At 71.1% G+C, this 26,148-nt stretch carries 24 protein-coding genes and 3 tRNA genes; 9 read left to right on the top strand and 18 right to left on the bottom strand.

Annotated elements, in window-relative coordinates; all coding sequences use genetic code 11:
* Window positions 1-39: 39 nt before the first annotated feature.
* The 3 genes from Acy02nite_RS32500 to Acy02nite_RS32490 all read right to left on the bottom strand — a co-directional run bounded on the left by Acy02nite_RS32500 (window position 40) and on the right by Acy02nite_RS32490 (window position 2,947).
* On the bottom strand, window positions 40-477 hold the full coding sequence (locus Acy02nite_RS32500) for a roadblock/LC7 domain-containing protein (RefSeq protein ID WP_203749107.1): 438 nt from the start codon (window positions 475-477) through the stop codon (window positions 40-42).
* The gene (locus tag Acy02nite_RS32495) at window positions 470-1,651 is read right to left on the bottom strand and encodes a sensor histidine kinase (RefSeq protein ID WP_203749105.1); all 1,182 of its coding nucleotides are present in this window, start codon (window positions 1,649-1,651) and stop codon (window positions 470-472) included. Before Acy02nite_RS32495 ends, Acy02nite_RS32500 begins: the two co-directional genes overlap by 8 nt.
* A 396-nt stretch (window positions 1,652-2,047) precedes the next feature.
* A complete protein-coding gene (locus Acy02nite_RS32490; RefSeq protein WP_203749102.1) occupies window positions 2,048-2,947 on the bottom strand; it encodes a virginiamycin B lyase family protein in 900 nt (299 codons plus the stop codon).
* 59 nt (window positions 2,948-3,006) lie between these two features.
* Between Acy02nite_RS32490 and Acy02nite_RS32485 the strand changes: the two genes are divergently transcribed.
* Window positions 3,007-3,639: a TetR/AcrR family transcriptional regulator gene (locus Acy02nite_RS32485; protein WP_203749099.1), complete on the top strand. Its 633-nt coding sequence runs from the start codon at window positions 3,007-3,009 to the stop codon at window positions 3,637-3,639.
* A gap of 198 nt (window positions 3,640-3,837) precedes the next feature.
* Here the strand turns inward: Acy02nite_RS32485 and Acy02nite_RS32480 are convergent.
* From Acy02nite_RS32480 to Acy02nite_RS32470, 3 genes are all read right to left on the bottom strand, one after another.
* Window positions 3,838-3,909: transfer RNA gene (locus tag Acy02nite_RS32480), tRNA-Val, on the bottom strand.
* A gap of 11 nt (window positions 3,910-3,920) precedes the next feature.
* Window positions 3,921-3,991: transfer RNA gene (locus tag Acy02nite_RS32475), tRNA-Cys, on the bottom strand.
* A gap of 38 nt (window positions 3,992-4,029) precedes the next feature.
* Window positions 4,030-4,101 (bottom strand) — tRNA-Gly (locus Acy02nite_RS32470).
* Window positions 4,102-4,267: 166 nt separating this feature from the next.
* Between Acy02nite_RS32470 and Acy02nite_RS32465 the strand changes: the two genes are divergently transcribed.
* Entirely contained in the window at window positions 4,268-5,446 is a 1,179-nt protein-coding gene (locus tag Acy02nite_RS32465) for a GNAT family N-acetyltransferase (protein ID WP_203749096.1), read from the top strand.
* A 135-nt stretch (window positions 5,447-5,581) separates the two neighbouring features.
* On the opposite strand, the gene Acy02nite_RS32460 is transcribed toward Acy02nite_RS32465, so the two are convergent.
* The 3 genes from Acy02nite_RS32460 to Acy02nite_RS32450 all read right to left on the bottom strand — a co-directional run bounded on the left by Acy02nite_RS32460 (window position 5,582) and on the right by Acy02nite_RS32450 (window position 8,398).
* Window positions 5,582-6,310, bottom strand: a complete 729-nt coding sequence (locus Acy02nite_RS32460; protein WP_203749449.1) for an FAD:protein FMN transferase — start codon at window positions 6,308-6,310, stop codon at window positions 5,582-5,584.
* 71 nt (window positions 6,311-6,381) lie between these two features.
* The gene (locus Acy02nite_RS32455) at window positions 6,382-6,894 is read right to left on the bottom strand and encodes an FMN-binding protein (RefSeq protein WP_203749093.1); all 513 of its coding nucleotides are present in this window, start codon (window positions 6,892-6,894) and stop codon (window positions 6,382-6,384) included.
* Between the two features lie 34 nt (window positions 6,895-6,928).
* Window positions 6,929-8,398, bottom strand: a complete 1,470-nt coding sequence (locus Acy02nite_RS32450; RefSeq protein ID WP_239175417.1) for a ferredoxin reductase family protein — start codon at window positions 8,396-8,398, stop codon at window positions 6,929-6,931.
* 560 nt (window positions 8,399-8,958) lie between these two features.
* On the opposite strand from Acy02nite_RS32450, the gene cbiE reads away from it, so the two are divergent.
* The 5 genes from cbiE to Acy02nite_RS32425 all read left to right on the top strand — a co-directional run bounded on the left by cbiE (window position 8,959) and on the right by Acy02nite_RS32425 (window position 12,921).
* Window positions 8,959-10,191, top strand: a complete 1,233-nt coding sequence (gene cbiE / locus Acy02nite_RS32445; protein WP_239175416.1) for a precorrin-6y C5,15-methyltransferase (decarboxylating) subunit CbiE — start codon at window positions 8,959-8,961, stop codon at window positions 10,189-10,191.
* Window positions 10,188-10,931, top strand: a complete 744-nt coding sequence (gene cobM, locus Acy02nite_RS32440) for a precorrin-4 C(11)-methyltransferase (protein ID WP_203749090.1) — start codon at window positions 10,188-10,190, stop codon at window positions 10,929-10,931. The genes cbiE and cobM overlap by 4 nt, the downstream gene beginning before the upstream one ends.
* A complete protein-coding gene (locus tag Acy02nite_RS32435) occupies window positions 10,928-11,638 on the top strand; it encodes a cobalt-precorrin-6A reductase (RefSeq protein WP_203749087.1) in 711 nt (236 codons plus the stop codon). The genes cobM and Acy02nite_RS32435 overlap by 4 nt, the downstream gene beginning before the upstream one ends.
* Window positions 11,639-11,717: 79 nt before the next feature.
* Window positions 11,718-12,323 carry a hypothetical protein gene (locus tag Acy02nite_RS32430; protein WP_203749084.1) on the top strand — a complete coding sequence of 202 codons (606 nt, stop codon included), beginning with the start codon at window positions 11,718-11,720 and terminating at the stop codon, window positions 12,321-12,323.
* 28 nt (window positions 12,324-12,351) lie between these two features.
* Window positions 12,352-12,921 (top strand): hypothetical protein, encoded by a 570-nt coding sequence (locus tag Acy02nite_RS32425; RefSeq protein ID WP_203749081.1) that lies wholly within the window; start codon window positions 12,352-12,354, stop codon window positions 12,919-12,921.
* Window positions 12,922-12,994: 73 nt separating this feature from the next.
* Here the strand turns inward: Acy02nite_RS32425 and Acy02nite_RS32420 are convergent, their stop codons facing one another.
* On the bottom strand, window positions 12,995-13,690 hold the full coding sequence (locus Acy02nite_RS32420; protein ID WP_203749078.1) for a SemiSWEET transporter: 696 nt from the start codon (window positions 13,688-13,690) through the stop codon (window positions 12,995-12,997).
* A 160-nt stretch (window positions 13,691-13,850) separates the two neighbouring features.
* Here Acy02nite_RS32420 and Acy02nite_RS32415 point away from each other — a divergent pair, with 160 nt between their 5' ends.
* On the top strand, window positions 13,851-15,023 hold the full coding sequence (locus tag Acy02nite_RS32415) for a hypothetical protein (protein ID WP_203749075.1): 1,173 nt from the start codon (window positions 13,851-13,853) through the stop codon (window positions 15,021-15,023).
* A 302-nt stretch (window positions 15,024-15,325) separates the two neighbouring features.
* Here Acy02nite_RS32415 and Acy02nite_RS32410 read toward each other — a convergent pair whose 3' ends face one another.
* The 5 genes from Acy02nite_RS32410 to Acy02nite_RS32390 form a co-directional block, all read right to left on the bottom strand.
* Window positions 15,326-16,975, bottom strand: a complete 1,650-nt coding sequence (locus Acy02nite_RS32410; RefSeq protein WP_203749072.1) for a beta-1,3-glucanase family protein — start codon at window positions 16,973-16,975, stop codon at window positions 15,326-15,328.
* A 276-nt stretch (window positions 16,976-17,251) separates the two neighbouring features.
* Window positions 17,252-18,775 (bottom strand): arabinosylfuranosidase ArfA, encoded by a 1,524-nt coding sequence (gene arfA / locus Acy02nite_RS32405; protein ID WP_203749069.1) that lies wholly within the window; start codon window positions 18,773-18,775, stop codon window positions 17,252-17,254.
* Window positions 18,776-18,804: 29 nt separating this feature from the next.
* On the bottom strand, window positions 18,805-19,656 hold the full coding sequence (locus Acy02nite_RS32400; protein WP_239175415.1) for a carbohydrate ABC transporter permease: 852 nt from the start codon (window positions 19,654-19,656) through the stop codon (window positions 18,805-18,807).
* Window positions 19,653-20,570: a carbohydrate ABC transporter permease gene (locus Acy02nite_RS32395; RefSeq protein WP_203749066.1), complete on the bottom strand. Its 918-nt coding sequence runs from the start codon at window positions 20,568-20,570 to the stop codon at window positions 19,653-19,655. Before Acy02nite_RS32395 ends, Acy02nite_RS32400 begins: the two co-directional genes overlap by 4 nt.
* Window positions 20,570-21,850, bottom strand: coding sequence for an ABC transporter substrate-binding protein (locus tag Acy02nite_RS32390; protein WP_203749049.1), 1,281 nt, complete (start codon window positions 21,848-21,850; stop codon window positions 20,570-20,572). Before Acy02nite_RS32390 ends, Acy02nite_RS32395 begins: the two co-directional genes overlap by 1 nt.
* Window positions 21,851-22,100: 250 nt before the next feature.
* Between Acy02nite_RS32390 and Acy02nite_RS32385 the strand changes: the two genes are divergently transcribed.
* A complete protein-coding gene (locus tag Acy02nite_RS32385; RefSeq protein WP_203749029.1) occupies window positions 22,101-23,123 on the top strand; it encodes a LacI family DNA-binding transcriptional regulator in 1,023 nt (340 codons plus the stop codon).
* Here the strand turns inward: Acy02nite_RS32385 and Acy02nite_RS32380 are convergent.
* The 3 genes from Acy02nite_RS32380 to Acy02nite_RS32370 are packed head-to-tail and all read right to left on the bottom strand — an operon-like array spanning window position 23,120 to window position 26,139.
* Entirely contained in the window at window positions 23,120-23,452 is a 333-nt protein-coding gene (locus Acy02nite_RS32380; protein ID WP_203749027.1) for a hypothetical protein, read from the bottom strand. The genes Acy02nite_RS32385 and Acy02nite_RS32380 overlap by 4 nt on opposite strands.
* A gap of 17 nt (window positions 23,453-23,469) precedes the next feature.
* On the bottom strand, window positions 23,470-24,420 hold the full coding sequence (ligD, locus tag Acy02nite_RS32375; RefSeq protein WP_203749023.1) for a non-homologous end-joining DNA ligase: 951 nt from the start codon (window positions 24,418-24,420) through the stop codon (window positions 23,470-23,472).
* Window positions 24,421-24,429: 9 nt separating this feature from the next.
* Window positions 24,430-26,139 (bottom strand): acyl-CoA dehydrogenase, encoded by a 1,710-nt coding sequence (locus tag Acy02nite_RS32370; protein WP_203749020.1) that lies wholly within the window; start codon window positions 26,137-26,139, stop codon window positions 24,430-24,432.
* Window positions 26,140-26,148: the final 9 nt, after the last annotated feature.

Below are 26,148 nucleotides of genomic sequence, written 5' to 3'. Positions count from 1 at the left end.
CAGTGCAACCCCGGCCTTCGGGCCATCATCGGCCTCCGCTCAGCGAGCCGGTGCGGGCAGGGTGCGCTGGTGCAGCGCGTGACGGGTCTCCGGGGTGAGCGCGTGACCGACCGCCTGGCTGAACGTGGTCATCGCGTACCCCAGGTGGCCGATCTGGGTCTGCGGCTGGGCCGAGACGAGCAGCGCAGCGACGAACTCGCCGACCGGATCGTCGATCCGCAGGAACGCCAGGTGCCCGTGCGGGTAGCGGATGCTCAGGTTCTCCGGGGCGCCGAGCTGCAGCAGGCCGCCGAGCTGGCCGGTGATGCCGAGGAAGCCCGCGGCGAGGGCGGCGACGCTCTCCGCGTGCTCGCGGCTCAGGTGCCCGGAGGAGGCGAGCTGCAGGCCGTCGGCGGAGACCAGGACGACCGCGGTGATCGTCGGCACCTCACGGACGAGCTGGCTTATCAGCCAGGAGACATCCGGTTTGTCATTCATGGGAGTCCTTCGGTTCTTGCTGGGGGGTGCTTGTCTGCTGAGGGGAGCTTGTCCGGCGGGAGCCGTTCGTCTGCTGGGCCGGGCTTTGCTGGACCGACCTTTGCTGGGCCGGGCCTTGCTGGGGGGCCGGGCCGCTTTGCTGGGGCGTCTTGGAGCGGGCCGCGTCCACCCCCGCGTTGAAGTCGGCGGCGTCGTCGTGCCAGGCGGTCTGGTGGACCTCGGTGGTCACCGGCGGCGGGAGCGTGCTGGTCCGGACGCTGGCCGGGACCCGGCGCGGCATCGGTCTCTGCACCGCCGGGAGGATCATGGTCACGTCGTTCTGATGAGGCGGCGCGGGCATCGGCGACGGCCCGGCGGCCGTCCCGGCCGGCTCCGGCTCCGGGCGCGGCGCCTCACACAGCAGATCCGCGCCGATCAGCAGCATGGCGACCGTGCCCTGCGGCTGGCGCGGCACCACCCTGACCCGCAGCGAGCGGTGCCGATGGGTCAGCACCGACGCCACCGTCAGCCCCAGGTGAGCCGGCTGGAGCTGGTCCTCGGCCGGCCCGTTCGCCAGCAGCGACTCGATCCACGGCACATGCGCCGGGTTGAGGCCGATCCCGTTGTCCTCCACCCTGATCACCACGTCGCCGTCGCCGGTCAGGTGCGCGGCGATGCTGACCGGCTCGGTCGGCGGCGAATAGCGATCGGCGTTGTCGATCAGCTCGGTCAGGATCCGGATCACGTCGTCGGCGGCGCTCGCGGCCACCGCCAGATCCGCGATCGGGCCGAAGTGCAGGCGCTCGTAGTGCTCGACGGCCGCGCCGGCCGCGTGCGTGACGTCGTGCAGCGAGGTGACCTGCTGGTCGGGGTCGTCGAGCGGCTCACCGGTCAGCACCCGCAGGTTCTCGGCGAGCCGCCGGACCCGCGTCACCGAGTGGTCGATCCGGAACAGGATCTTGCGGCGTTCGGCGTCCTGCTCGCGGAATTCGGCCTCCCCGATGTGGTGAACGGCCTCCCACGTAAGGGTGAGCAGCCGCAGCGCGAACTCGCCGGCGACAGGCCGCCACGGATCAGGCTTCTCCGCCGCCTGCGGTTGCCGCGGGGCAGGAGCCGTCTCCGGTACGGCAACGGGCTCGCCCTGCTCGTGCCGCCGCCCGCGCAACCAGCTCCACCAGCGGCCTGCCTCGGGCATCGAATGCTCCCCAATTCGCCTTCAGTAGGACTGCAACGACAGAAGATCACTACTTAGGAGGTTCGTACGGTACCCGCCCGAATGTCGGACTGGCTATCCGCGATCTCTCACTCCGCAGACCCTCTGAAATGCGAACGTACGCCACTCCATAGTGGATCATGTCGCACTGCGAGTGCGCTCCGCTCAGTGCGCATGGCGTAACGCGCAGTCATGAGTGGCTTGGCGTCATATGTCCCGGCGCCGGAGCCCTGGGTATCTTGAGGTCGTCAGCAAGCCGTCCAGGAGGTGCGCGTGAGTGCCGGGATGGTCGCCGCCACGGGCCCCCAGACCTACATCCCGGCGAGATCTTCACCGGCGTCGTGAAGGCGACCGCGCCCTTCGCCGTCGAGGTCGATCTCAGGCAGCTGTGATCGCGGGGGTGATGCGGGCCAGGACGCCGTTCTCCAGTGCCGCCCACAGGGCGCCGTCCGGCCCGCGCGTGATGCCGTGCGGCTCGGAGCCCGGGGTGGGCAGGTCGTGAACCTCGATCTTCCCGTCCGTGGTGATGGAGCCGACCCGGTTGCCGCCCCACTCGGTGAACCACAGGCGGCCGTCGTCGCCCGCGGTGATGGCGTGCGGCCGGCCGGCCCGGTCCGGTAGCGGGAACTCGGCGATCGCGCCACCGGGAGTCACCCGCCCGATCTGCCCGGCGGCGATCTCGACGAACCAGACAGCTCCGTCGGGGCCTGCGGTGATGCCCACCGGAGCGGCGGCTTCGGTCGGCAGCGGGTACGTGGTCACGGCGCCGTCCATGCCGATCCGGCCGATAGCGTTCGCCTGATTCATCGTGAACCACATGCCGCCGTCGGCGCCGGCGGTGATGGCCGACGGGAAGGCGCCGGCGGTCGCTAGCGGGAAATCGGTGGTCTCGCCGCCGGTGGTGATCCGGCCGACGCGATCGGCGTTCATCTCGGTGAACCACAGCGCGCCGTCGGGGCCGGGAGCGATGCCGTACGGCCCGCCGTCGCTGGTGGGCACGGAGAACTGCGCGGTCTCGCCGCCCGTGGTGATCCGGCCGATCCGGTGGCCCCGCGTCTCGGTGAACCACAGCGCCCCGTCGGGGCCGGTCACGATGATCGTGGGCTGCCCGGCCGGGTCGAGTTGATACAGGGTGGGCTCCTCGCCCGGAACCAGGCGACCGACCTGGCCGCTGTGGGCGAGGGTGAACCACAGGGCGCCGTCCGGCCCGGTGGTGACGGCATACAGACCGCGGGCGGCGTCGGTCACCGCGTACTCCTGAACAGCGGCGGTTGTCACAGTGCTCGCTCCCTGACTGCCACTCATTAAAGCTACAGTTGTAGCAGTAGTATCGTGGCATGACCCCACCGCGATCGACAAGAGATCTCCCGGACGAGCCGGTGACCGATCGCGCGCGCCGTCCGGGCGGGCGCAGCGCGACGGTCCGCCGCCGCGTTCTCGACGCGACGCTCGCCCAGCTGGTGCAGCACGGCTACGACTCGTTGAGCATCGACGTCGTGGCCGAGCGCTCGGGCGTGCACCGCACGACGGTGTATCGGCGCTGGCGCGACGTCGGGGGTCTCCTGGCCGACGTGCTGAACGAGGCGGCCGACGATGCCTGGCTGCCGCCCGACACGGGCACCCTCGAAGGTGACCTGGTCGCGGTCAACCGGGAAATCTGCACCGCGCTGACCGACGAGCCGGTGACCGTCGCGCTGATCGCCGCGTCGTTCCGGTCCGGCCAGGCGGCCGAGGCCTTACGAGCGTTCTGGACCGAGCGGTACGACCGTTGCGCCGGCCTGGTGCGGCGCGCCGTCGAGCGCGGTGAGATACCGGCAGGCACCGACGCGTACCGGCTGCTGATCGCCGCGACCGCCCCGCTGTATCACGAGCTGGTGCTCCTGCGGTCGGCAGCCGACGCGCGCCTGCCCGAGATCGCCGCCCGCGGCGCGGCCACGGCGGCACGCGCGGGCGCCTTCACGACTCGATGAGAACAGGCCCGGTGCGCCCACCGGCCGAGCGCGGCGGCCTTACGAGGTGAGGTGCCGGGGGCCTGCGATGTTTCTTCACGGTCTGGGGTGGCACCTGGCCGGATCGTGGGGGCTCCGGAGAGCTTCGGCGCCTGCGCGCCGGAACGACCAAGGGCCGCGGTCCGCGTTTGCACGCGGACACACGGCCCTTGCTGATCGTGGGCGATACTGGGATCGAACCAGTGACCTCTTCCGTGTCAAGGAAGCGCGCTCCCGCTGCGCCAATCGCCCGCAACACTGCGAGGTGGAGACGGGATTTGAACCCGTGTACACGGCTTTGCAGGCCGTTGCCTCGCCTCTCGGCCACTCCACCGAGCAGACCCCGCACGGTTACCTGTGAAGGCCTCTCCGAGCGGAAGACGGGATTCGAACCCGCGACCCTCACCTTGGCAAGGTGATGCGCTACCACTGCGCCACTTCCGCGTTGCCGCCTGGTCTCCCTGGCGACGGACAAAACCATAGCCGGTCACCTGGGACTTCTCCAAACCGGGGTCCCCCGGCGTGTCGTGACCAGGGCAGATGCGGGGCTGGCCGCGGGGGTGCGGAATTCGGCGTGCGGCGGCGGGCGCGGATGGGTTGGATGGGCGGCATGGAGATCCGGCAGATCGGCGTCGATGAGCGCGAGACGACCACGTTCCCCTTGCAGAGCTATGCGTTCGCGTCATCGCCCTGGTCCGACGACGAACTCGAGAAATACCGGAAGCGGCTGCGGTTCTTCGAGACGGTGACCTGCCTCATCGCCGAGGAGGAGGGCGAGGCCCTGGCCGGCGTCGTCTCCATTCCGATGCGGCAGAACGTGCGCGGCCAGGTGCACGACATGGCCGGCGTGTCCGGGGTCTCGTCGCACCCGTCGGCGCGGCGCCGGGGGCTGGTGCGTGAGCTGCTGACCCGGCTGTTGCGGCAGACGCGCGACGAGGGCTCCACGGTGAGTGCGCTCTATCCGTTCCGCCCGAGTTTCTACGCGCGGTTCGGCTATGTCGGCATCCCCCGCACGCGCACCGTCCGGTTCACCCCGGAAGGGCTCTCCGAGCTCCAGCGGCGCGAGCTCCCCGGTTCGGTCCAGCGGTTGCGGATCAAGGACGGCTGGGAGGCGTACGACGGCTTGCAGCACCGTCTCCTCGCCGAGCGCCACGGGTTCGCGGTCTTCGACGAGACCCGCTCGGCGGAGTTCCGTGAGGAGCAGATGTGGGTGGCGATCGCCCGGGTCGGCGACGAGGTCGTGGGCGGGGTGCGCTACAAGATCGACGACTACGGCGGCACCCTCCTCGGGTCGAACCTGTTCACCACCGGTCCGCTCGGGCGCGCGCTGCTGCTGCAGTTCTTCGCCCGGCACGTCGACCAGGTCGCCCACATCGAGGTGAAGCTGGGGGCGGACGAGTTGCCCGAGCTGTGGGGCACCGACATGACGGTGACCACCAGTGCCGTGATCGAGAACCCGCTGCACACCGCCGCAATGGTCCGGGTGCTCGACGTGCCGGGCCTGGCCGGCAGCCGGGTGGGCGCCGGCGGGATCACCGTGGAGATCGCCGGCGACGAGCTGATCGGCGGGGTGTGGGAACTCGGCGCCGACGACGGGCAGCTCACGGTCAAGTCCGGCGGCACCCCGTCGGCGACGCTGACGGCGGCCGGGTTCAGCGCGCTGGCCTACGGGGCGCTGGATCCCGTCGAGGTCGTCACCCGCGGTCTGGGTGACCTGGACGCTGACGCGATCAGCCGGTTGGGTGCGCTGTTCCCACGGCGGCTGCCGTACCTGTTCGCGCAGTTCTGACCGGAAGCGCCGGGAGGACCGGGACGGCAGCGAGCACCGCGACCGTCACGAGAACCGGGATGGCCGGGAGAACCGGGACCGCCGGGAGAACCGGGGCTCGCGGCAAGACCGGGACCGGCGGGAGGCCTGGGACGGTCAAGGGGCGACGGGCAGGCCCGGCGAGGTGAAGGCGCGGCCGTCCTCGGTGACGGCCGCCGACTCGTAGCCGTCGGCGACCCGCTTGGCGAGCCAGGCCAGCCCCGGCTCCCCCATGGCCAGGGCCGCGGTGGCGTAGGCGTCGGCCACCGCCAGGTCCGGGCCGGTGACGGTGACCGACCGCAGCCCGGTGGCGGGGGCGCCGGTGCGCGGGTTCCAGACGTGCGCGCCCCGCTCGTACGTTCCGGAGGTCGCGACCGCGCCCTCCCGGACGGCGAGGACCCAGGCGAGCTTGTCGGCCTGCCACGGGTGCCGGATCCCGACACGCCACGGCCCGCCGCCGGGAGCCGCGCCGCGCATCCGGATGTCGCCGCCGGCGTTGAGGTGGTGCCGTGTGGAGCCGGCCGCGGCGAGGCGTGCCGAGGCCACCTCGACGGACCAGCCCTTGACGTATCCGGAAGGGTCGAGCGGGCCCGTCGCGTACGCGTCGAAGTAGCCGTCGGTCTCCCGCCACAGCCCGGCGCAGCGGTCCAGGACCAGGCGCAGATCGTCCGAGCAGTCCGGCAGGTCGATCTCGCGACGCCGGAGGCGGCTGACCTCGCTGTCCTCCCGGTAGGTGCTGAACCGCGCGTCCACCTCGTGCAGCCACGCGCACGTCGAGGCGATCAGCTCCCGCAGGCGCGGCTCGGGCAGGTCGTCGGCGAGCTCGATGCTGACGACCGTCCCCATGACCTGCTCGACGTGGCGCACGCGAAAACCCTACGCGCCGCGGGCCGGTCGCCGGCCGGAGCGCACGCGGATCACGCGCCGGCGGCGTCCAGGGCGGCCTGCAGCGAGGTCACGTACGACTGGCTGGTGAAGGTCGCGCCGGAGACCGCGTCGACCTTGGCGCTCTGCGCGGTCAGCGTCTCCTGGTTGAGCTTGGTGACCGCGGCCGGGTTGATCGTGCCGCTGAAGCCGGTCTTCGGGTAGGTGGCGTCGGCGCCGGCGACCTTGCCGCCGCTGACCTTGATGGTGACCTGCACCGTGCCGTACGGGTTCTGCACGGCCTTGCCCTTGTAGGTCCCGGCCTTGAGGCCGTCCTCCTCCTTGGCCTGCCCGGCCGGCTTGCCGTTCTCCTTCGGCTTGGCCGACGACGATCCGGCCGGCTTCTTCGCCGCGGCGGAGGACTCCGCGGGCGCGGGCTCCCCGGTCAGTTCCTGAGCGGCCGGCGCGGCTGCCGGTGCCGCCGGCGGCTGCACGCTCAGGCGGACCCCGAGGATCAGGGCCGCGCCGGTGAGGGTGCCGACGGCTGCTGCGGTACTACGGCGCATGGCAAGACTCCAGACGAAGGTCGTGGGGGAACGGTCAGAACTCGAAAGGATCGAGGTGGATCTGGCTGTCCGGGACCTCGAGCTGCTTGAGCGTCCCGACCGCCGCGTTCACCAGTCCGGGCGGACCGCACAGGTACACGTCACGGCGGTTCACGTCGGGGACGAGGCCGCGCATCCCGTTCTCGGTGAAGAGCCGGCGCGGCCCGGGGTCGGTGCGGGAGCCGACGATGTAACGCACCCAGGCGTCGCGTTCCTCGGCCAGCTCCTCCAGCTCGGCCCGGAAGACCAGCTCGTCCGGGCGGCTGGCCCGGTAGATCACGATGGTGTCCGCCGGCATGTCTTCCAGCAGCGCGCGGATCGGCGCGATCCCGCTGCCGCCGGCGATCAGCAGGGCCCGGCGCCGGGTGCGGCGCTGCGCGGTGAACGTGCCGAACGGGCCTTCCGCCCAGATCGGCGTGCCCGGCAGCAGCTGTCCCAGCTTGGCGGTGTGCCCGCCGGCGACGGTCACGGTGAGGCGCAGCCACTGCCGGTTCGGGGCGGCGGAGAGCGAGAACGGGTGCGACTGCCACCAGCCGTTGCCGTTCAGGAACCGCCACCGCATGAACTGGCCGGCCTGCGCGGGCAGCTTGTCCAGGTTCTTCGCGGCGATGTAGATCGAGAACGTGTTGGCGCCCTCGGCGACCACCTCGGCGACGCTGAACCGGTGCCGCGCGTTGAGCCAGACCGGCTCGACGATCCGGCCCCAGACCAGCGCGGCGATCACCAGCGCGCCGAGGCCGGGCCAGAAGTAGGAGGCGAACCGGCCGCTGAGGTCCGCACCGGTGGCGACCTGGTGGCCGTATCCCAGGAGCAGAACGAGGTAACCGGTGAGGTGGATCAGGTGCCACAGCTCGTACGGCAGGTGCGTGCGCAGCCACCGGATCGAGGTGAACGACAGCAGGACCAGCAGGCCGGTCGCAACCGTGGCGCTGATCATCTCGGGGAACGTGGTGATCACGCTCCACGCCTGGTCGACGACGCCGGTCTGGGCGAGCAACGCGTACCCGTAGACGATCGTGACGATGTGCGCGAGCACCGCGACCAGCAGCGACGTGCCGAGCCAGCGGTGCCAGCGCAGCAGGTCGCGGGAGCCGACCCACTCCTCCAGCCAGGAGACGCGACTCATCATCAGCAGCTGGATGAAGAGCAGGTAGCCGCCGACGAGGCCGGAGATCCGCCCGGCGGCGAGCATCATGCTGGCGGTGTCGCTGACCGCGCCGGCCTGGGTGTCGAACAGCCAGAGCGCGATGCTGGTCGCCAGCCCGGAAAAGAAAAGCATGACGGTGAAGAGCCGGTTGCCCGAGGTGGCCTCGGCCGGCGGCCGGTCGTCCTCCGTCACGGGGAAGCCGGTGCCTGCCTTCCAGCCGGTCGGCGAGGTGTTCGACTCGACGACGATGTCGCCGCGCCGGTACGGGTCGGCGGGCGCGGACTGCGGGCCCGGCTCCTGCGCCGGCCACTCCGGCATCGAGTCCCAGGACGGCAGCGACTCCCGGGACGGGGCTTCCCGGGTCGCTGAATCCTGAGACCGGACTGATTCCTGGGATCGGGCTGAATCCTGGGATCGGGCTGAATCCTGGAATCGGGCTGAATCCTGGAATCGGGCAGCATGCGAGGGCCCGTCCCAGGAGGGCCGTGCCTGGGACGGGGAATCCCACGACGGCCGGTCATCCTGATACCGGGTGGCGGATCGGGAGGGCGAGTCCCAGGACGGACGATCGTCGTCGTGACGGGAGGCGGACCGCGCGGGGGTACGCGACCACGACTCCTGCTCGTCACGCGACTCCGCACGCAGCCCAGCGAAGTAGCCGTCGTCGTCGTCCGGTAACTCACGCTGGTCCTGGAAGGCCGGTATGGCCATCGTCCTCACCTGCTCACCAGTCGTCTCGCGGCGCCCGCCACCCCTGCGGCCGACGTGACGGCCCGGTCTCGGTCGGAAGCCGTCAGGAATGCGTACGCGCGCCGTCGCCGGATGGCTCAACCACGGACCGAGAATTTCCGGATCGCGGGACGGGATAGGTTCTCCCGGTGCGATCAGAGCCGCTGCCATCAGAGCCGCTGCCACCAGCGAGGGTCACGGTTGTCGGTATCGGCGCCGGCGGCCCGCAAGACCTTTCCGGTACGGCCACGGCAGCTCTCCACGACGCCGAAGTGATCTTCGGCAGCCCGCGCCAGCTGGCCCTGCTGCCCCGTTCGGTGACCGCCACGCGGCGTTCCTGGCCGTCCCCGATGCTGCCCGCGCTCCCCGGCCTGTTCGAGGCCGCCCGTGACCGCCGGATCTGTGTCCTGGCCAGCGGCGACCCGATGTTCCACGGCATCGGCGCGACCCTGGCCCGGGTCCTGGGAGCGGAGCGCCTGCGGGTCCTCCCGCACCCGTCCTCGGTGTCGCTGGCCGCCGCCCGGCTGGGCTGGGACCTGGCCCGGACGGACGTGGTGAGCCTGGTGACAGCGCCGGTCGCGACGCTGGGCCGCGCGCTCAACCCGGGCCGCCGGATCCTGGTCCTGTCGTCGGGCGCGGACACCCCGGCCGCGGTCGCGGAGCACCTGACCGCCCGCGGCTGGTCGCACGCGCTGCTCACCGTCCTGGAGCAGCTCGGCGGGCCCGATGAGCGGCTGGTGACCGGCACGGCCGGCGACTGGGCGGCGCCGCCCGGCGACCCGCTCAACGTGATCGCCGTCGAGTGCGGCGACGGCCCGCGGCTGGCGGTCGTCCCGGGGCTGCCCGACGCGGCCTACGAGACGGACGGCCAGCTCACCAAGCGCGAGGTCCGCGCCGTGACCCTGGCCGCGCTCGCCCCCGTGCCCGGTGAGTTGCTCTGGGATGTCGGCGCCGGCTCGGGCAGCATCGGCATCGAGTGGCTGCGCGCCCATCCGGCCGGTCAGGCGGTGGCGATCGAGCCGGACGCCACCCGGGCCGCCACGATCAGCGCGAACGCGGCCGCGCTCGGCGTGCCGCACCTGCGGGTCGTGCACGGGCGCGCGCCCGAGGCGCTGGACGGCCTGCCGGCCCCGGACGCCATCTTCATCGGTGGTGGCGTGACCCGCGACGGCGTACTGGAGAAGTGTCTCGGGCAGTTGCGGCCCGGCGGCCGCCTCGTCGCGAACGCGGTGACGGTGGAGTCGGAGGCGGTGCTGGCCGGGGCATACGCGAGACTGGGCGGCGAGCTGACCCGCCTGACGGTGCAGCGCGGCTCGCCGGTGGGTGGCTTCACCGGCTGGCGATCCTTCATGCCCGTGACGATCTGGACGGTGACCCGATGACCGTGCACTTCATCGGCGCCGGCCCCGGCGCCGCCGACCTCATCACGCTGCGTGGCCACCGGCTCATCAGCAAGAGCCCGGTCTGCCTGTACGCGGGCAGTCTGGTCCCCGCCGAGCTCCTCACGGCCTGCCCGCCGGACGCGCGCCTGGTCGACACGGCGAACCTGACCCTCGACGAGATCGTCGCCGAGATGGTGACCGCCCACGCGAACGGTCACGACGTGGCCCGGCTGCACTCCGGCGACCCGTCGGTGTTCAGCGCGGTCGCCGAGCAGATGCGGCGGCTGGACGCGGCCGGCGTGCCCTACGACGTCACCCCGGGCGTTCCGGCGTTCGCCGCGGCCGCCGCCACACTGGCCCGGGAGTTCACCGTGCCCGAGGTGGCGCAGACGGTGATCCTGACGCGGACGGCCGAGCGCGCCACCGCCATGCCACCCGGCGAGGACCTGGCCACGCTCGGCGCGAGCCGGGCCACGATGGTCCTGCACCTGGCCGTGCAGCGGATCGACGCGGTCGTGGCGGAGCTGGTCGGCAACTACGGCACGGACTGCCCGGTGGCTGTGGTCGCCCGGGCGAGCCGGCCGGACGAGCTGGTCGTGCGCGGGACCCTCGCCGACATCGCCGCCAAGGTCAAGGAGGCGGGGATCAAGCGGACCGCGGTGATCGTGGTCGGGGCCGCGCTGACCGCCGGGCAGTTCCCGGACAGTCACCTCTACTCCGCGGGCCGCTGCCGCTCGTGAGGGTCCTCATCCTGGGCGGGACGACCGAGGCCCGTGAGCTGGCGGCCCTGATCGCCGGCGAGCACGAGGTGATCACGTCGCTCGCCGGGCGGACCAGTGCGCCCCGGTTGCCGGCCGGCGAGGTGCGGGTCGGCGGTTTCGGCGGACCGGAGGGCCTGGCCCGCTATCTCGCCGAGCAGCGAATCGACGTGCTGGTCGACGCGACGCACCCGTTCGCGGCACGGATCAGCGCGAACGCGGCGGCAATGGCCGTACCCACGTTGATCCTGCGAAGGCCCGGATGGGTCGCGTCGCCGGGCGACGACTGGCAGCGCGTCGCGTCGGTAGCGGACGCGGCGGCGGCGCTGACCGGGGGACGCGTGTTCCTGACCACCGGGCGGCAGACGATCCACGCGTTCGCGCACCGGGACGACTGCTGGTTCCTGGCACGGTCGGTGGAGCCCCCCGCCCCGCCGATGCCGCGCCATCTCGAGGTGCTGCTGGACCGGGGGCCGTTCACGGTCGAGGGCGAACGGTGGCTGCTCGCCGAGCACCGGATCGACGTGCTGGTCACCAAGGACAGCGGCGGCTCGGACGCGAAGCTCGCGGCGGCGCGGGCCGAGGGCGTACGCGTGATTCTCGTCGATCGGCCGCCGATGCCCGCGGCGCCGGCCGTGAGCAGCGCGGAGGCCGCGGCGGCGTGGCTCCGGCAGCAGCGGTCCCGCTGACCCCAGGCGGTTCCGGCCACCCTGGACGTTGCGGAAACCCGACAGTCCACAACCGCCACTTCGGTGCGACGCTGCAAGTATGCCGCCGGCCCGTGCGCTGCCCGCCGAACTCGGCGCCGTGCGTGCCCCGATCGCCGACGGCTTCGACGAGGTCGTCCGGGAGGCCGGCGATCTCGACCAGTTCTGGATCCGCTCGGCGTGCGGGCGGCTCGCCGCGGCCGACGCCGAGCTGGCCGGGGTTCTTCGCCGCCGCCCGGCGCTGATACCGGTGCTGATCACGACAGTGGTGACGGCCGCCGTGGTCGCCGGGTCGGCCACGCTGGCCCGGGCGACCGGCGGCGGGCTGCTCGCCGCGCTCACCTTCTCCGGTCTCCTGTCGATCGTGGCGCTGCACCTTGCCGGAGTGCTGCGCCGCCGCGGAACCGTTTCCGCGCTGCCGTCACCACCGGACAGACCCGGACCGGGGCTGGCCGAGGTGCCGTTCGCGCTGGAGCGGGCCCGGGTCCGGCTCGTCTCGGCGGGGCTGCGGCGAGCCGGACAGGCCAACTGGCGGGCGCCGGCGCTGCGTCAGGCGATGAGCGGCGATCCGGTGCTGGGGCGGCTCGCCGTGGCGGACCTGCTGCTCTGCCAGGCGATCGACTGCCTGGAACGCTATCTGGACGACATCTCGAAGGACTGGCCGTGAGCGCCGCCGCGGTCGAGGGGAGCGCCCGGTGAGCAGGGATGATCCGTTCGCCGGTGGGGTCGCGCCCCGGCTGCGCCGGCTCGACCGGGAGCTGGCCGCGGCGACCACCGACGCGCAGTGCCGGGACTGGACGGCCGACCGCCCCGATCGCATCGGTTTCGCCCGGCTCGGCCAGGTGCGCCGCGAGCTGGGCAACGCCGCCGCGCGCTACCGGACGGGCACCACCGGCCCGGACCGCACCATGATCTCGGCCGTGCTGCTCGCCGTGCTTCTCGTGGGGGTGCCGCTGCTGCTCCTGGTGCCCGGCCCGGCGCAACCCGCGCGGCTGACCGCGATCGCGGTGGCGTGCGTCTGGGCGTTGTATCTCTTCCGTGCCGTGCTCCGCCGGCTGCGGATCCGCCGGGCCCGGAAAGCGCCGGACCGCCCGGCGCCGATCGACGATCCGTTCCTGTACGCCCGGGCCCGCCGCACCATCGAGTCCTGTGCCGCCTCGGCGCGCGCCGACCGTTCCTACCGCCGCCGTGGTGCGGCCGCGGACCTGGAATACGCCCTGGACTGGCTCGCCGCCGCCCAGGAGGAACTCCCCCGCGCCCGCTGACCGGAAATCATCAGTCCAGGCGCGGCCGGGAATCGGGGAAGCCGCCCGTTCACGACTCCCCCGTCCACGGAGGTCAGACCCCGGCGACCGCGAGGCTGCGGGTGACGACCGCGCCACGCCACTCCGGCGTCGCGATGGACACGGCCCGCTCCCGGCGCGACGCCAGCACCAGGCAGACCGTCAGCGCGCTGCTCACGCCGACCATCGCGGACGCCCAGACGGCGGGCTGGCCGGTGCCGAGGCCGTACAGCAGCCATGATCCGCTGGCCGCGGTGGCGAGCCGGAATCGTGCCGGGGACAATCCCGACATGTCCTGCGCCCGGTTCCGGAGCAGCGCCAGCGGCTGCGGCAGCGCCGACACCAGCGACGAGACCGCGAGCACCGCACCGAGCAGCTGGGCCGCCCGCGATGTCGAGATTTGCGGCAGTACGGCGGTACCGGCCGACACGCAGATGGCGAAAAGCACCGCCCCGGCCAGTCCCGCCGCGCCGCCCAGCACGCGAGCCCGCCGCAGGTGCGGCTGCGTGGCCAGCAGCGCGACCAGGACGGCCACCCCGGCGAGCAGGTTGAGAGTGTTCGAGACGACCTGGATCCGGTCCCCGATCAGCAGCCCGTACGTCAGCCAGCCGACCGGCATCACCACCGAGAGCAGGCACGCCGCCGGCGACAGTCCGCCGGTGCGACGCCGTACGCAGGAGAGAAAGACCTGGGGCCAGGCGATGGACATGGACAGGGCGGCCCCGAGAAGGCCGAACGCGTGGGCAGACATGATCCGTTCCGGGTCGGTGACGTGGTGACACCGTTGCGTTCGGCAAACGTCCGACATCGCTGACCATCAGCACCCGGACCGCAACCATACGCACCCGTCAGGCAACCGCCGGGTACCCCGTGGGTGACGCGAGGCCTACCGCATTTGGCACAGTGGACTCATGCTGACCGACGTGGACCTTCCCGCGCCCGGACTGCTCTGGACCCGCTGGGCGACGCTCAGCGCCGCGATGACCGGCATCGACCGAGGTGAGCCGTGGTCCGTCGACGAGCGCGGTGCCCGGCGCGACGACCCGGGCACCGGCTGGGCCCGCTTCGCGTTGCTCGACGGCCGCCGCGCGGTGCTCTACGGCGCGCACCGTGACCACCACGCGCAGGTCTCCACCGATCCCGCGGTCGACCCGCTGACCGGCGCGCCGGATTGGCTGCCCTGGGCGGACCTCACCCCGCTGGCCGAGAGTGATCAGCTCGGTTTCGTCATCTGGCACGAGAGCGGCCGCTGGTCGCGGGTCCGCTACCTGCACCGTGCCGAGGACGGGCTGACCGAGGTGATCGCGCCACTGCTCGCCGAGGAGCAGACCGCCGCCGCCCTGCGCGGCCTGAGCGGCCTGAGCGCCTCGCCCGACCGCCAGCTCGCCGCCCGCCTGCTGCACGCCGCCGTCCGCGGCGAGGTGACCGCCGGCGATCTCGCCGCGCTGCTCGGCGACACCGCGGACGTCGAGGCCGCGCTCGCCACCGCCACCCGGGCCGGCCTCACCCCCGGCACCAGGCCGCCACGGATCGCCCCCGGCCAGCGCCCGCCGATGCGCAGGGTCCGCCGGATCAGCCAGGGCGAGCACGACCGCCTCGTCTGGGCCGCCATGCACGAGGCGCCCGAGCTGCGCCGCCCGTCGCCGCCGGACACCGACGAGCTCGGCACGCTGGTCCGCCGGCTGCAGGAACGCGCGCCGGCCGGTGACGGTCGCTGCTCCCTGCTGGTCTACGCCGACGCCACCAGCTTCAGCTCGCAGCCCGGCGACCACCCGCCGGCCGACCACCCCGGCGAGGAGCGTTACGCCGCCTTCCGCCGCCTGACCGAGCTGGTCCGCGCGTTGCGCCGCGCCGAGTCCGACCCGCGATACGGCCGCTGGCTGTTCCTGCGCGTCGAGACCACCGCCACCGGTTACGAGATCGACCGCGCCTACGACTCGTGGCCGGCGTGGTGGCACGACGACGGCGTCTCCGGCCCGTGGCGCACGAACCTGCAGGAAGAGGTCGAGGCGCGCCACCCGAACTGGCGTCCGTCATGGACGAGGCTGCTCGATCCCGAGGTCGCGTACCGCCCGATCTCCTGAGTTAGGACGTGCCGACGGCGCCCGTCCGACGCGGAGCCCCGCCCGCGGGAGCCCGCGACGTAGCCCGTGGTCACGGCCGCCGCGCGACTCACCCTCCCGGCTGGTTCTCATGGGCGTTATTCGTCCCTCATAACGCCCATGAGAACCAGCCCGGAACCGCGAGCGCCGCACCTGCCCGGGCCACGACGCGGGTCGCGGTCCCGCGGCGCGGAGCACGCCGATCTGGGTGGGGCTGGGATCACGTATGCGCCGGGAGGCAGCGCCGCTGTGTGAGCGGCGCTGCCTCCCGGCGTGCAACGGGGTCAGAACGGGGAGAAGGTGATGGCTGCCGTGCGGGGGTCGCCGTCGTGGACCAGGGACTCCTGGTTCTGGACGTCGTCGAAGGCGAACGCGTACGCCTTGCCGTCGGTCATGTTCGCGTGGATCACCTTGGCGTACAGGTTGGCCGGGCTGCCCTGGTAGAAGTCGGCCGCCGTGCCGCTGGGCTGGACGTCGAGCCGGCCGAGCGTGGTCCGCTGCAGCGCCGCGCAGAGGGTCCGCGCGATCGGGCCCACCACCTGGTCGTTCGGGGCGCCGAGCGCGCCGTCGCAGCCCCAGACGTTCGCGGTGGACGGCTTGGTGAAGGACGCGACCACCTTGCCCGAGGAATCGGTGAAGCTCATGACATCACCCGAGGTCCGGCCGGTGTACTTGACGTCCGGCCGATCGGTGAAGGGCGTCACGGTCAGGCTCTTCGAGGTGTACGCCTTCCAGGCCGAGGCGATGTACGGGTCCAGATAGGCCGGACTCATCAGGCCGGCGTCGGCCGCCTTGCCCGGCGCGAGCACCCGCAGGACCGTGCCGTCGGGGCCGGTCACCACGCTCTTCGCGAAGTCGGCGTCGGCCTTGATCGCGTTGATGACCTTCTGCCGGCCGCCCGCCACCACCTCGCCGGTCGAGCTGGTCGTGCCGCTGCCGCCGGTGACGCTGACGATGTGCGGCACCGCGAACATGTCCACCTGGGAGCTGTTCAGCCACAGGCCGGACGAGTTAACGGTGAACTCGCTCCAGTCGAAGAGGATGTCGTGGTTCGGGTCGCCACCGGCCCACGGCGCCGGCTGGACCAGGCCGTCCGTGCTGAGCCGGAAGTCGAGCTTGCGCCCGAAGGAGAAGTAGAGCCGGCCGGAGAGGTTGCGCGGCACCCGGATCGTGGTGCTGCCGCCGTTGGCCGGGCCGTTGATCGAGACGTCCGGCGCCGCGACGGGGACGGCCGCGCCGCCGGTCCACGGGGTGAACGTGCCGGCCTGGTTCACGTAGCCGAGCTTGCCGGTGTCCAGGTTGACGCCGAGAACGTACAGGTGAACGGCATCGCCGCGACCGGTCTTGTTGGTGACAGTGACCGGGAGCAGGTCCTCCCGCGGCGGGACGGTCGCCGCCTTGGTCGCGGTCTTCGTCGCCGTGGCCGTCGCTGTCGCCGTGGCGGTCGGGACCGGCGCGGCGGTGGTCGGCGTCACGGTCGCGGTCCTGGTGGGCGTGACGGCCGGCGCGGTGGTCGCGGGCGCGGCCGGCACGGTCGTCTCGTCGCCGCCGCAGGGCCGGCCGTTGAGCTTGCAGTTGAGCGGCTGCCCGCCCGAGCCGACGAATCCGAACGTCACCTTTCCGTCGACCGGAATCGTGCCGTTCCAGCTACGGTTGGTAAATGCCCGGTGACTGCCACTGGCTGTCATCTCGGTGTCCCAGAAACTGCCGATCGTGGCTCCGGCGGGAAGGTCGAACTCGACTTTCCAGGAGGTCGTGGCGGCCGATCCGCCGTTGGTGACGACCACCTCGTCCTGCCAGCCGGAGCCCCAGTCGGACACCGTACGCAGGGTCGCCGTGGACGCGGCGGCCGAGGCCGGCAGCGCGATCCAGGCGGTGCCCACCGCGGCAACGGTCGCCAGCGAGGCGAGAAACAACGTTCTTTTCCGGCGCATCAGGAACAGCCTCCGGGGGGAGATTCGGTCGGGGGAATCCCAGTATGCGAAGCAACCCCGGAAAGGCGCCTGTCGTTTAAGGTTTCTTTAACGTCGACGTCTTTTCCGTGAATGGATAACAGTTTCCGCGAAGGTTTTCCGACCGGCGCTCCGAGGCCGTGACGTCCGCCGGGGCCGAGTAGACGGCGCGGCCCAGCGACCCGGCAGGTTCTCCTGGTCGAAACTGATCCTCAGGGGCACGTCCCGCCCCGGTCCGCGCCCCTGAGGATCAGCGTTCTACCTGGTCAGGCGCAGTGCTGTCCAGGAGACGGAGGGCAGCGTCAGCGTGACCCCGCCATCGTCCGCGGTGACCGCTCCGCCCGGGATGTCCGCCGTGGGGCGCAGCGTGACGCGGTCCGGCTCGTCCTTGGTGTTGCTCGCGCGGACGTCGTCGTCGGTCAGCGTCACCGACTCGGCGACCGACAGGCCGGTGCCGAAGGCGGTGAGGTCGACAGTGAGCGTGACCGATTCGGACTGCGAGCGGTTGACGACGAAGAGCGTGACGTCGCCGGTCGCCGGGTCGTGGGTGGCGACGGCGTCGACCAGGGGGGCCTCGCCGTATCGGGCGGTCTCGTAGGCCGGGCTGTCGACGCGCGTCTCCAGCACGTCGCCCTTGGCCAGCGCCGCGGTGCGGGCGAACGGGTGGAAGATCGTCTGCCGCCAGGCCGGCCCGCCGGGCTCGGTCATGATCGGGGCGATGACGTTGACGAGCTGCGCCTGGCAGGCGGCGGTGACGCGGTCGCTGTGCCGGAGCAGCGAGATCAGCAGGTTGCCGACCACGACGGCGTCGGCGACGTTGTACTGGTCCTCGATGACGCGCGGGGCCACGCCCCACTCGGCCGGCAGCGGCGCGTTCTGGAAGCGGGACAGGTACCAGACGTTCCACTCGTCGAACGAGAGGTTGATCTTCTTCTTGCTCTTCAGGCGCGCGCCGACGGCGTCCGCGGTGGCCACGATGCTGTTCACGAAGTGGTCCATGTCGACGGCGCTGGCCAGGAACGAACCGAGGTCGCCGTCGTGCTCCTCGTAGTAGGCGTGGCAGGAGACGTATTCGACCACGTCGTAGGCGTGCTCCAGCACCGTCGACTCCCAGGAGCCGAACGTCGGCATCACCGAGCTGGAGCTGCCGCACGCGACGAGCTCCAGGTCCGGCTCCGCGGACTTGAGCGCGCGGGCGGTCGAGGCGGCCAGCAGGCCGTACTCCTCGGCGGTCTTGTGCCCGGTCTGCCACGGCCCGTCGAGCTCGTTGCCCAGGCACCAGAGCTTGATCCCGTACGGCTTCTCGGCCCCGTTCGCCCGCCGCCGCTCGGAGAGCTCGGTGCCCTCGGCGTGGTTGACGTATTCGTGCACGTCGAGGGCTTCCTGGACGCCGCGGGTGCCGAGGTTGACGGCGTACATGATCTCGACGTCGGCCTTCTGCGCCCACTTGGCGAACTCGTCGATGCCCACCTCGTTCGTCTCGATGCTGCGCCAGGCCAGGTCACGACGGCGCGGCCGCTTCTCGACCGGGCCGATGCCGTCCTCCCAGCGGTAGCCGGAGACGAAGTTGCCACCGGGGTAGCGGACCATGGTGACACCGAGCTCGCGGGCGAGCGCCAGCACGTCGGTGCGGAACCCGTCCTCGTCGGCGCTCGGGTGGCCCGGCTCGTAGATGCCGGTGTAGACGCACCGGCCCATGTGCTCGACGAACGAGCCGAAGGTGCGGCGGTTGACGGGCGCCACGACGGCAGCCGGATTCAATGCGACACGCGCACGGAGCATGTGTTTTCCCTTGTGGAGCGCGGAGAAGGTCACTTGACGGCGCCGATGGTCAGACCACCGCGCCAGTAACGCTGAAGAAGGAGGAAAGCGACGATCAGCGGGAGGATCGCCACCAGGGCGCCCGTCACGATCACGTTGAAGAGGGCCTCGCCACCGTTGCCGAGGGTCGCCGACATGTACCAGGTGCGCAGGCCGACGGTCAGCGGGAACAGGTGGTCGTCGCTGAGCATCACCAGTGGCAGGAAGAAGTTGTTCCACGACGCGACCATCGAGAACAGCAGCACGGTGACCAGGGCCGGGCGCATCGCCGGCAGCGCGACGCTGGTGAACACGCGCAGCTCGCCGGCGCCGTCGATGCGGGCCGCCTCGAGCATCTCGTCGGGCAGCGACTCGTGGGTGTAGACCCGCAGCAGGTAGACGCCGAACGGGTTCAGCAGCGACGGCAGGATGACCGCCCAGATCGAGTCGACCAGTCCCGCCTTCGACATCAGCAGGTAGGTGGGGAGCACCAGAGCCGTGGCCGGCACCATGATCAACCCCAGGAGCAGAGCGAACAGTTTGGTACGGCCGGGGAAGCGCAACTTCGCGAACGCGTACCCGGCGAGCGCCGAGACGACCGTCGCGCCGACGCCGCTGACCACCGCGTAGAGCGCGGAGTTCCGGAGCCAGACCAGGTAGATGCCGTTCTCCTGGGAGAACACCGTCTTCAGGTTGTCGATCAGGTGGAAGTCGGAGAACCACAGCGGGGCGGAGAGGAACAGCCCGTCGTTGTCCTTGGTCGCGGCGACCAGCAGCCACCAGAACGGCAGCAGGAAGTAGAGCGCCATCACGCCCATGACCAGGTGCGGGACGATCCCTGCGCGCTCACTCTTACTGTTCACAGCGCGCTCCGTTTCCGGGTGGCGAAGAGGAAGACGTACGACCCGACGAAGACCACCGCGCCGAGCAGGAACGAGATCGCGGCCGAGTAGTTGTACTGCTGGAACGAGAACGCCTGGTTGAACGCGTACACGTTGGGTGTGTAGTGCGCTGTGATCGATCCGGGGTTCAGCGGCTGCAGGATCAACGGCTCGGTGAAGAACTGCAGCGTGCCGAGGATCGTGAAGAGCGTGGCCAGCACGATCGCCGAGGAGATCATCGGGGTCTTGATCCGCCACGCGATCTGGGCCGGGCCGGCGCCGTCGATCCGCGCGGACTCGTAGACCTCCCGCGGCAGGCCCTGCAGCGCCGCGTAGAGCACGATCATGTTGTAGCCGGCCCACTGCCAGGTCACCACGTTGCCGAGCGAGGCGAGCACGACGTTGCTGGACAGGAAGTCCACGTGCAGGACGGCGCTCAGCGGGCCGGTGTCCTTGCTGTAGAGGAAGCCCCACATGAGGGTGCCGATGACGACCGGGACGGCGTACGGCACGAAGGCGGCCAGCCGGAAGAACCGGGAGAACCGGGAGGTCGCGTGGTCGATCAGCAGCGCCGCGAGCAGGGCGACTCCGATCATCACGGGCGTCTGCACCAGTCCGAACAGGATCACCCGGACCACGCCCTCGCGGACCAGCGGATCGTTGAACGCCTGCGTGTAGTTCTCGAAGAACGCGAAGTGCTCGCCCTCGATCAGCGTCGACCGGTAGAGACTGAGCTTCAGCGCGTACGCCATCGGCAGCAGCAGGAACGCGACCAGCAGGACCACGAACGGCGCGACGAACAGCCAGCCGACCGCGGCCTCGCGACCGCGCTTGAAGCGGGGAGCGGGACCCGCGACCGCCGGAGCGGCCGCGGACCGGGTTGCCACCTGGGTCATTACTGGACCTTGAAGCCCTGCTGGGTGGCGTACTGCTGGATGTTGGCCTGGGCCGTGTCCAGCGCCGCCGTCCAGGACGTCTTCTTCTCGATCGCGCCGTTGATCCCGGTGGTCAGCTGGTTGAAGTTGTAGCTGTTGAACGGGCTCCAGGCGAACGGGGAGATCTGCTTGTACGCCGGGACGAAGATGTCGTTCACGGTCTGGCCGCCGAAGAAGTCGTACTTCTTCTTGAGGAACGCGTCCGACTCCAGGACCGGGGTCGCGGTCGGGAACAGGTACGCCTCGTCGATGCCGATCTTCCAGGCCTCGGTGTTCTTGGCGCCGTAGATGTCCATCGCGACCTTCGTGGCCACCTCGGGGTTCTTCGCCTGGTCGGTCACCGCGAACGACGAGCCGCCCCAGTCGCCCTGCACGTTCGCGCCGGCGGTCCACTGCGGCAGCGGGGCCGCGCGCCACTTGCCGGAGGTCGTCTTCGCCACGCTGGCCAGGTAGCCCGGACCCCAGCCGGCGGCCAGGTAGGTGACGTACTTGCCGGAGCCGAGACCGTTGTAGAAGTCGGTCGTGCCGTACGCCTTGGTGTCGGCGAGGCCGGAGTTGACCATGCCCTCCCAGTACGTCGCGACCTGCTTGGCGCCGGCGTCGTTGACGCTCACGCCGATGGTCGACGGGTTGGACGGGTCGTAGGTGTACGGCTTGCTGCCCGCCTGCCACATCAGACCGGTCATGAAGCCGCCGTCGTTGCCGCCGAAGTCGGTCATGAACGCCTTGCCGCCGGACGCGGTCTTCAGCTTCTCGGCCTGCGCCTTGTACTCGTCCCAGGTGGTCGGGACGGTCAGGCCGTACTGCTTGAAGAGGTCCTCGCGGTAGAGCATCGCCATCGGGCCGGCGTCGACCGGGATGGCGTAGACCTTGTCGCCCTGGCTGACCTGCTTCCAGGCCCAGTCGACGTAGGAGCTCTTCAGGTCGTTCGCCCCGTACTTGCCCATGTCGACCAGGTGCTTGGTGAGCTGGTAGGTCGGCAGCTCCTGGAACTCGAGCATGACCACGTCGGGCGCGCCCTTGCCGGCCTTTAGCGCGGTCTGCAGCTTGGTGTACTCGTCCTGACCGGCGCCGGCGTTCGTCCACTCGATCTTGATGTCCGTGTGGGTGGAGTTGTACAGGTCGACGACCTTCTGGAAGGAGGGGTACCACGCCCACACCTTCACGGTCACCGGGCCGTCGGTCTTGTCAGCGCCGGCATCGGAGCCGCCGCTGCAGGCGGCGAGAGTCAGCGCGGTCACAGCCGCGACAACGGCCGCGGCGGACCGCCGTACACTAAAATTTCTGACGTTCACTGGGTCCTCACAAGATTAGTGATGGGTCAGAGGCCGGCCTCCGGTGCTGGCACACCGGGGGTCGGCAAGTTCGCTCTTCACTTCGCATCGGGCTTTGTTGCTACGCTTTTGCAGCGCTGCAAAACAGCATGCACGGGCGTCCAAACCACGGCAAGGAGTAACCTGCCGGAAACTTGGCGCGGGCAGAGGGGGCACATTGCGTCGAGAAGTCACGCTACGTGACGTCGCGGAACTGGCCGGGGTTTCCAGCCGAACCGTCTCCAACGTGGTCAACGGGTATGCGAACGTCACCGAGCGCACCCGGGTCCGGGTGCAGCGCGCCGTGGAGGAACTCGGCTACCGGCCGAACGTGCTGGCCCGCAACCTGGCCCAGGGACGTTCCGGGCAGATCGCCCTCGTCGTGCCGTACCTCGACACGCCCTACTTCTCGGAGCTGTTGCAAAGCGTGATCCGGGCGGCCCGGGCGCGCGGCTATAACGTTTTGATCGACCAGACCGACGGCGACCCGGAGCACGAGCGCGCGTTCATCGCCCACGGCTCCCGCCGGCTGCTCTTCGACGGGGTCATCTTCAGCCCGCTCGGCCTCGACCAGAGGGCGCTCGCCGACCACGACCCGAACCTGCCGCTGGTCGTCCTCGGCGAACGGTCCAGCGACGGCACGTTCGACCACGTCGGCATCGACGACGTGGCAGCCTCCCGCCAGGCCACCGAACACCTGCTCGACCTGGGACGACGGCGTCTCGCGGCGATCGGCGACCAGCCCTACGCCACCGGCGAGGCGGCCCAGCTGCGTACCCGCGGCTTCCGCGAGGCGCACGAGGCGCGCGGGCTGACCGCCCGGGAAGACCTGATCGTCGGCACGCCCCGGTTCAACCGGAAGGACGGCGCGCAGGCGATGGCGTACCTGCTGGACCGTGCCGATCCGCCGGACGCGGTGTTCTGCTACTCCGACCTGGTGGCGCTCGGGGCGATCCACACCCTGATCAGCCGCGGTCTGCGGGTGCCGGAGGACGTCGCGGTGATCGGCTACGACGACATCGAGGACGGCGCCTACTCCAACCCGTCGGTCAGCACGATCTCGCCGGACAAGGAGATGATCGCGACGACCGCTGTGGAACGGCTCCTGCTGCGCATCGACAGCCCGGCCCCTCCCCCGGCGGTCGAGATGCGCGCCCCGCACAAACTGATCATCCGGGAGAGCACCGCCGGGAAAGGCTAGCCGCAGCCGAGGGGGATGCTGCGGGCGTAGGCTACCTCCGCCGCCAGCACCCCCGCCGTGAGCAGCAGCGCGACCAGCCAGCCGAGCACGACGCCAGGCCACGCTCCGGTGCCGCGGGTGCGCCACAAGCCAAGGAACAGCAGGATCGGCAGGCCCACGGCGGCGAAGAGGATCGCCATGACGCTGCCGCTGGACGCGCCGTCGGCCCGGCTGCACAGGCCGGCGGTGGCCTCACCCACGTAGACCAGGCCGACCGTGGCGACCAGCAGAACGGCGGCCCGCCCGACAATCCCGGAACCGGTGCGCAGCTGCTTCGATCTGTCGGTCATCGCGCGATCATGCCAGGTCACGGCTCGACGGGGGTCTCCAGCCCGGCCTGCTCGTCGCGGTCGGCCCACTCCAGCAGCGTGTCCAGGGAGTGGTGGACGTCGTCGATGGCGGCGTGCAGGTCACCCAGCTCGGCAAACCGGGCCGGGACCGTACGGATGGTGAACGCCTGCGGATCCACGTCGGCGATCTCGTCCCAGGTGATCGGCGTCGACACCGTGGCCTGCGGGACGCCGCGCACCGAGTACGCGCTGGCGATCGTGTGGTCGCGCGCGTTCTGGTTGTAGTCGATGAACAGCGCCTTCGGGTCGCGGTCCTTGCGCCACCAGGTGGTGGTCACGTCCTGCGGGGCGCGGCGCTCGACCTCGCGGGCGAAGGCGAGCGCGGCCCGGCGCACGTCGGAGAAACCCCACTGCGGCGCGATCCGCAGGTAGATGTGCAGGCCCTTGCCGCCGGACGTCTTCGGGAAGCCGGTGATGCCCAGCTCGTCGAGCACCTCGCGGACGACCGGCGCGACGCGGCGGACCGTATCGAACGGGCAGTCCGGCATCGGGTCCAGGTCGATGCGCCACTCGTCGGGCTTCTCGGTGTCCGCCCGCCGGGAGTTCCACGGGTGGAACTCCACGGTGGACATCTGGACGGCCCAGATCACGTCGGCCGGCTTGGTCACGCACAGCTCGTCGGCGTGCCGGTTGTAGCGGGGGAACGTCACCCGGACCGTCTCCAGCCAGGGCGGCGCGCCGTTCGGCACGCGCTTCTGGTGCACCTTCTCCCCGGCCAGCCCGTCCGGGAAACGGTGCAGCATGCACGGGCGCTCGCGCAGCGCGCGGACGATCCCGTCGCTCACCGCCAAGTAGTACTCGACCAGGTCGAGCTTGGTGGCGCCGAGCTCCGGGAAGTAGATCCGGTCCGGGTTGGAGACGCGGACGTCGTGGTCGCCGACTTCGATGACGGTGGCTTTGCTGGCCATCCGTCGAACCTAGCCCAACCAGGCGTCCTCGAGGTCCAGAAGCAGCGTGTCGCCCGAGTCGAGCAGGTCGAGCATCGGCCCGATCCGCGGGAGCTCGTGGGTGACGAAGTACTTCGCGGCGATCCGCTTGCCGTCGTAGAAGTCGCCCGGCCTGTCCCCCGCGGCGATCGACTGCTCCAGCCACATCCAGGCGATCACCAGGTGGCCGGCGGCGTCCAGGTACGCCGTGGCGTTGGCCAGCGCCTTCGCCGGATCTCCGGAGGCCCAGACCTTGGCGGTCGTCGCGGCCAGCCGGTCGCACGCCGCCAGGACGGGGGCGCCCAGGTCCGACTTCTGCGCGGTCGCCCGGATCCGGTCGAGGAGCAGGCCGAGGCCGGCGCCGCCCTTCTGGGTCACCTTGCGGCCGAGCAGGTCGAGGGCCTGGATGCCGTCGGTGCCCTCGTGGATCGAGTTCAGCCGGTTGTCGCGGTAGAACTGCTCGACCGGGTACTCCCGGGTGTAGCCGTAGCCGCCGTGGATCTGGATGGCGTGGTCGTCGGCGAGCCGGCACCACTGCGACGGCCAGGCCTTGACGATCGGGGTGAGCGTGTCGAGGAGCAGATCGTGCTCGGCCGACGGCTCGTCGAGCAGCTTCGCGCAGTAGAGCATCAGGGCCAGACCGCCTTCGACGTACGACTTGCTGGCGAGCAGCATCCGTCGTACGTCGGCATGGTTGATGATCGGCACCGGAGGCGCCGCGGGGTCCTTGGCGTCGACCGGACGGCCCTGGAGCCGCTCGCGCGCGTAGTCCAGCGCATGCAGGTACCCGGTGTAGCCGAGCGCGACCGCGCCGGACCCGACCCCGATCCGCGCCTCGTTCATCATGTGGAACATGTACTGCAGGCCGCGCCCCTCCTCCCCGACGAGTTCGGCGCGCGCGCCGTCGAAGGCCAGGACCGTGTTGGTGGTGCCGCGGTAGCCCATCTTGTGGTTCAGGCCGGCGAGCGTGACGCCGTTGCGCTCACCGGTCTCCAGGTCGCGCTTCGGCACGATGAACAGCGACAGGCCCTTGACGCCGGCCGGAGCGCCGGCGACCCGGGCCAGCACCAGGTGGATGATGTTCTCGCTGAGCTCGTGGTCCCCGCCGGAGATCCACATCTTGCCGCCGGTGACCTCATAAAGACCATCACCCTGCGGTACGGCCCTGGTGGTCACGTCACTCAGCGACGAACCGGCCTGCGGCTCGGAGAGGCACATCGTGCCCGTGAACCGGCCCTCGAGCATCGGGTGCACGTAGCGCCGGATCTGGTCCTGCGTCCCGTGGGCGAGCAGCAGGTGCGCGTTGCCGCCGGTGAGCATCGCGTACGCCGAGGTCGCCGTGTTCGCCGCCTGGAACCAGAGGAAACAGGCGCGCTGCACGACGTGCGGGAGTTGCAGCCCGCCGTGCTCGGCGTCCATCGTCGCGCCGAGCAGCCCGGACTCGGCGAAGACGCGCAGCGCGTGCGACACCTCCGGGATGATCGTCACGCGGTCGCCGTCGAAGGTCGGCTCGTTCAGGTCGTTCTTGCGGTTGTGCGGCGCGAAGTCCCGCTCGGCGATCTGCTGCGACACGTCCAGGAACGCGTCGAACGTCTCACGGGAGTGGTCGGCGAACCGCTCGCGCGTGGTCAGCGACTCGACGTCGAGCCACTCGTACAACAGGAAGTCAAGATCGCGCCGCGACAGCACCTTCGAATTCATGCACCCAGT

Source organism: Actinoplanes cyaneus, from assembly GCF_016862095.1.
Classification (GTDB): domain Bacteria; phylum Actinomycetota; class Actinomycetes; order Mycobacteriales; family Micromonosporaceae; genus Actinoplanes; species Actinoplanes cyaneus.
The sequence above is the reverse complement of the archived record's forward strand: the minus strand, read 5'-3'. Positions and strand labels throughout refer to the sequence as shown.

What these genes read in the sequence shown, in the direction of transcription:
- Acy02nite_RS32500 (WP_203749107.1), bottom strand. Translation starts at nt 477, where the DNA reads ATGAATGACAAACCGGATGTCTCCTGGCTGATAAGCCAGCTCGTCCGT.
- Acy02nite_RS32495 (WP_203749105.1), bottom strand. Translation starts at nt 1,651, where the DNA reads ATGCCCGAGGCAGGCCGCTGGTGGAGCTGGTTGCGCGGGCGGCGGCAC.
- Acy02nite_RS32485 (WP_203749099.1), top strand. Translation starts at nt 3,007, where the DNA reads ATGACCCCACCGCGATCGACAAGAGATCTCCCGGACGAGCCGGTGACC.
- Acy02nite_RS32465 (WP_203749096.1), top strand. Translation starts at nt 4,268, where the DNA reads ATGGAGATCCGGCAGATCGGCGTCGATGAGCGCGAGACGACCACGTTC.
- Acy02nite_RS32460 (WP_203749449.1), bottom strand. Translation starts at nt 6,310, where the DNA reads ATGGGGACGGTCGTCAGCATCGAGCTCGCCGACGACCTGCCCGAGCCG.
- Acy02nite_RS32455 (WP_203749093.1), bottom strand. Translation starts at nt 6,894, where the DNA reads ATGCGCCGTAGTACCGCAGCAGCCGTCGGCACCCTCACCGGCGCGGCC.
- Acy02nite_RS32450 (WP_239175417.1), bottom strand. Translation starts at nt 8,398, where the DNA reads ATGCCGGAGTGGCCGGCGCAGGAGCCGGGCCCGCAGTCCGCGCCCGCC.
- cobM (WP_203749090.1), top strand. Translation starts at nt 10,188, where the DNA reads ATGACCGTGCACTTCATCGGCGCCGGCCCCGGCGCCGCCGACCTCATC.
- Acy02nite_RS32430 (WP_203749084.1), top strand. Translation starts at nt 11,718, where the DNA reads ATGCCGCCGGCCCGTGCGCTGCCCGCCGAACTCGGCGCCGTGCGTGCC.
- Acy02nite_RS32420 (WP_203749078.1), bottom strand. Translation starts at nt 13,690, where the DNA reads ATGTCTGCCCACGCGTTCGGCCTTCTCGGGGCCGCCCTGTCCATGTCC.
- Acy02nite_RS32415 (WP_203749075.1), top strand. Translation starts at nt 13,851, where the DNA reads ATGCTGACCGACGTGGACCTTCCCGCGCCCGGACTGCTCTGGACCCGC.
- Acy02nite_RS32410 (WP_203749072.1), bottom strand. Translation starts at nt 16,975, where the DNA reads ATGCGCCGGAAAAGAACGTTGTTTCTCGCCTCGCTGGCGACCGTTGCC.
- arfA (WP_203749069.1), bottom strand. Translation starts at nt 18,775, where the DNA reads ATGCTCCGTGCGCGTGTCGCATTGAATCCGGCTGCCGTCGTGGCGCCC.
- Acy02nite_RS32395 (WP_203749066.1), bottom strand. Translation starts at nt 20,570, where the DNA reads ATGACCCAGGTGGCAACCCGGTCCGCGGCCGCTCCGGCGGTCGCGGGT.
- Acy02nite_RS32380 (WP_203749027.1), bottom strand. Translation starts at nt 23,452, where the DNA reads ATGACCGACAGATCGAAGCAGCTGCGCACCGGTTCCGGGATTGTCGGG.
- ligD (WP_203749023.1), bottom strand. Translation starts at nt 24,420, where the DNA reads ATGGCCAGCAAAGCCACCGTCATCGAAGTCGGCGACCACGACGTCCGC.
- Acy02nite_RS32370 (WP_203749020.1), bottom strand. Translation starts at nt 26,139, where the DNA reads ATGAATTCGAAGGTGCTGTCGCGGCGCGATCTTGACTTCCTGTTGTAC.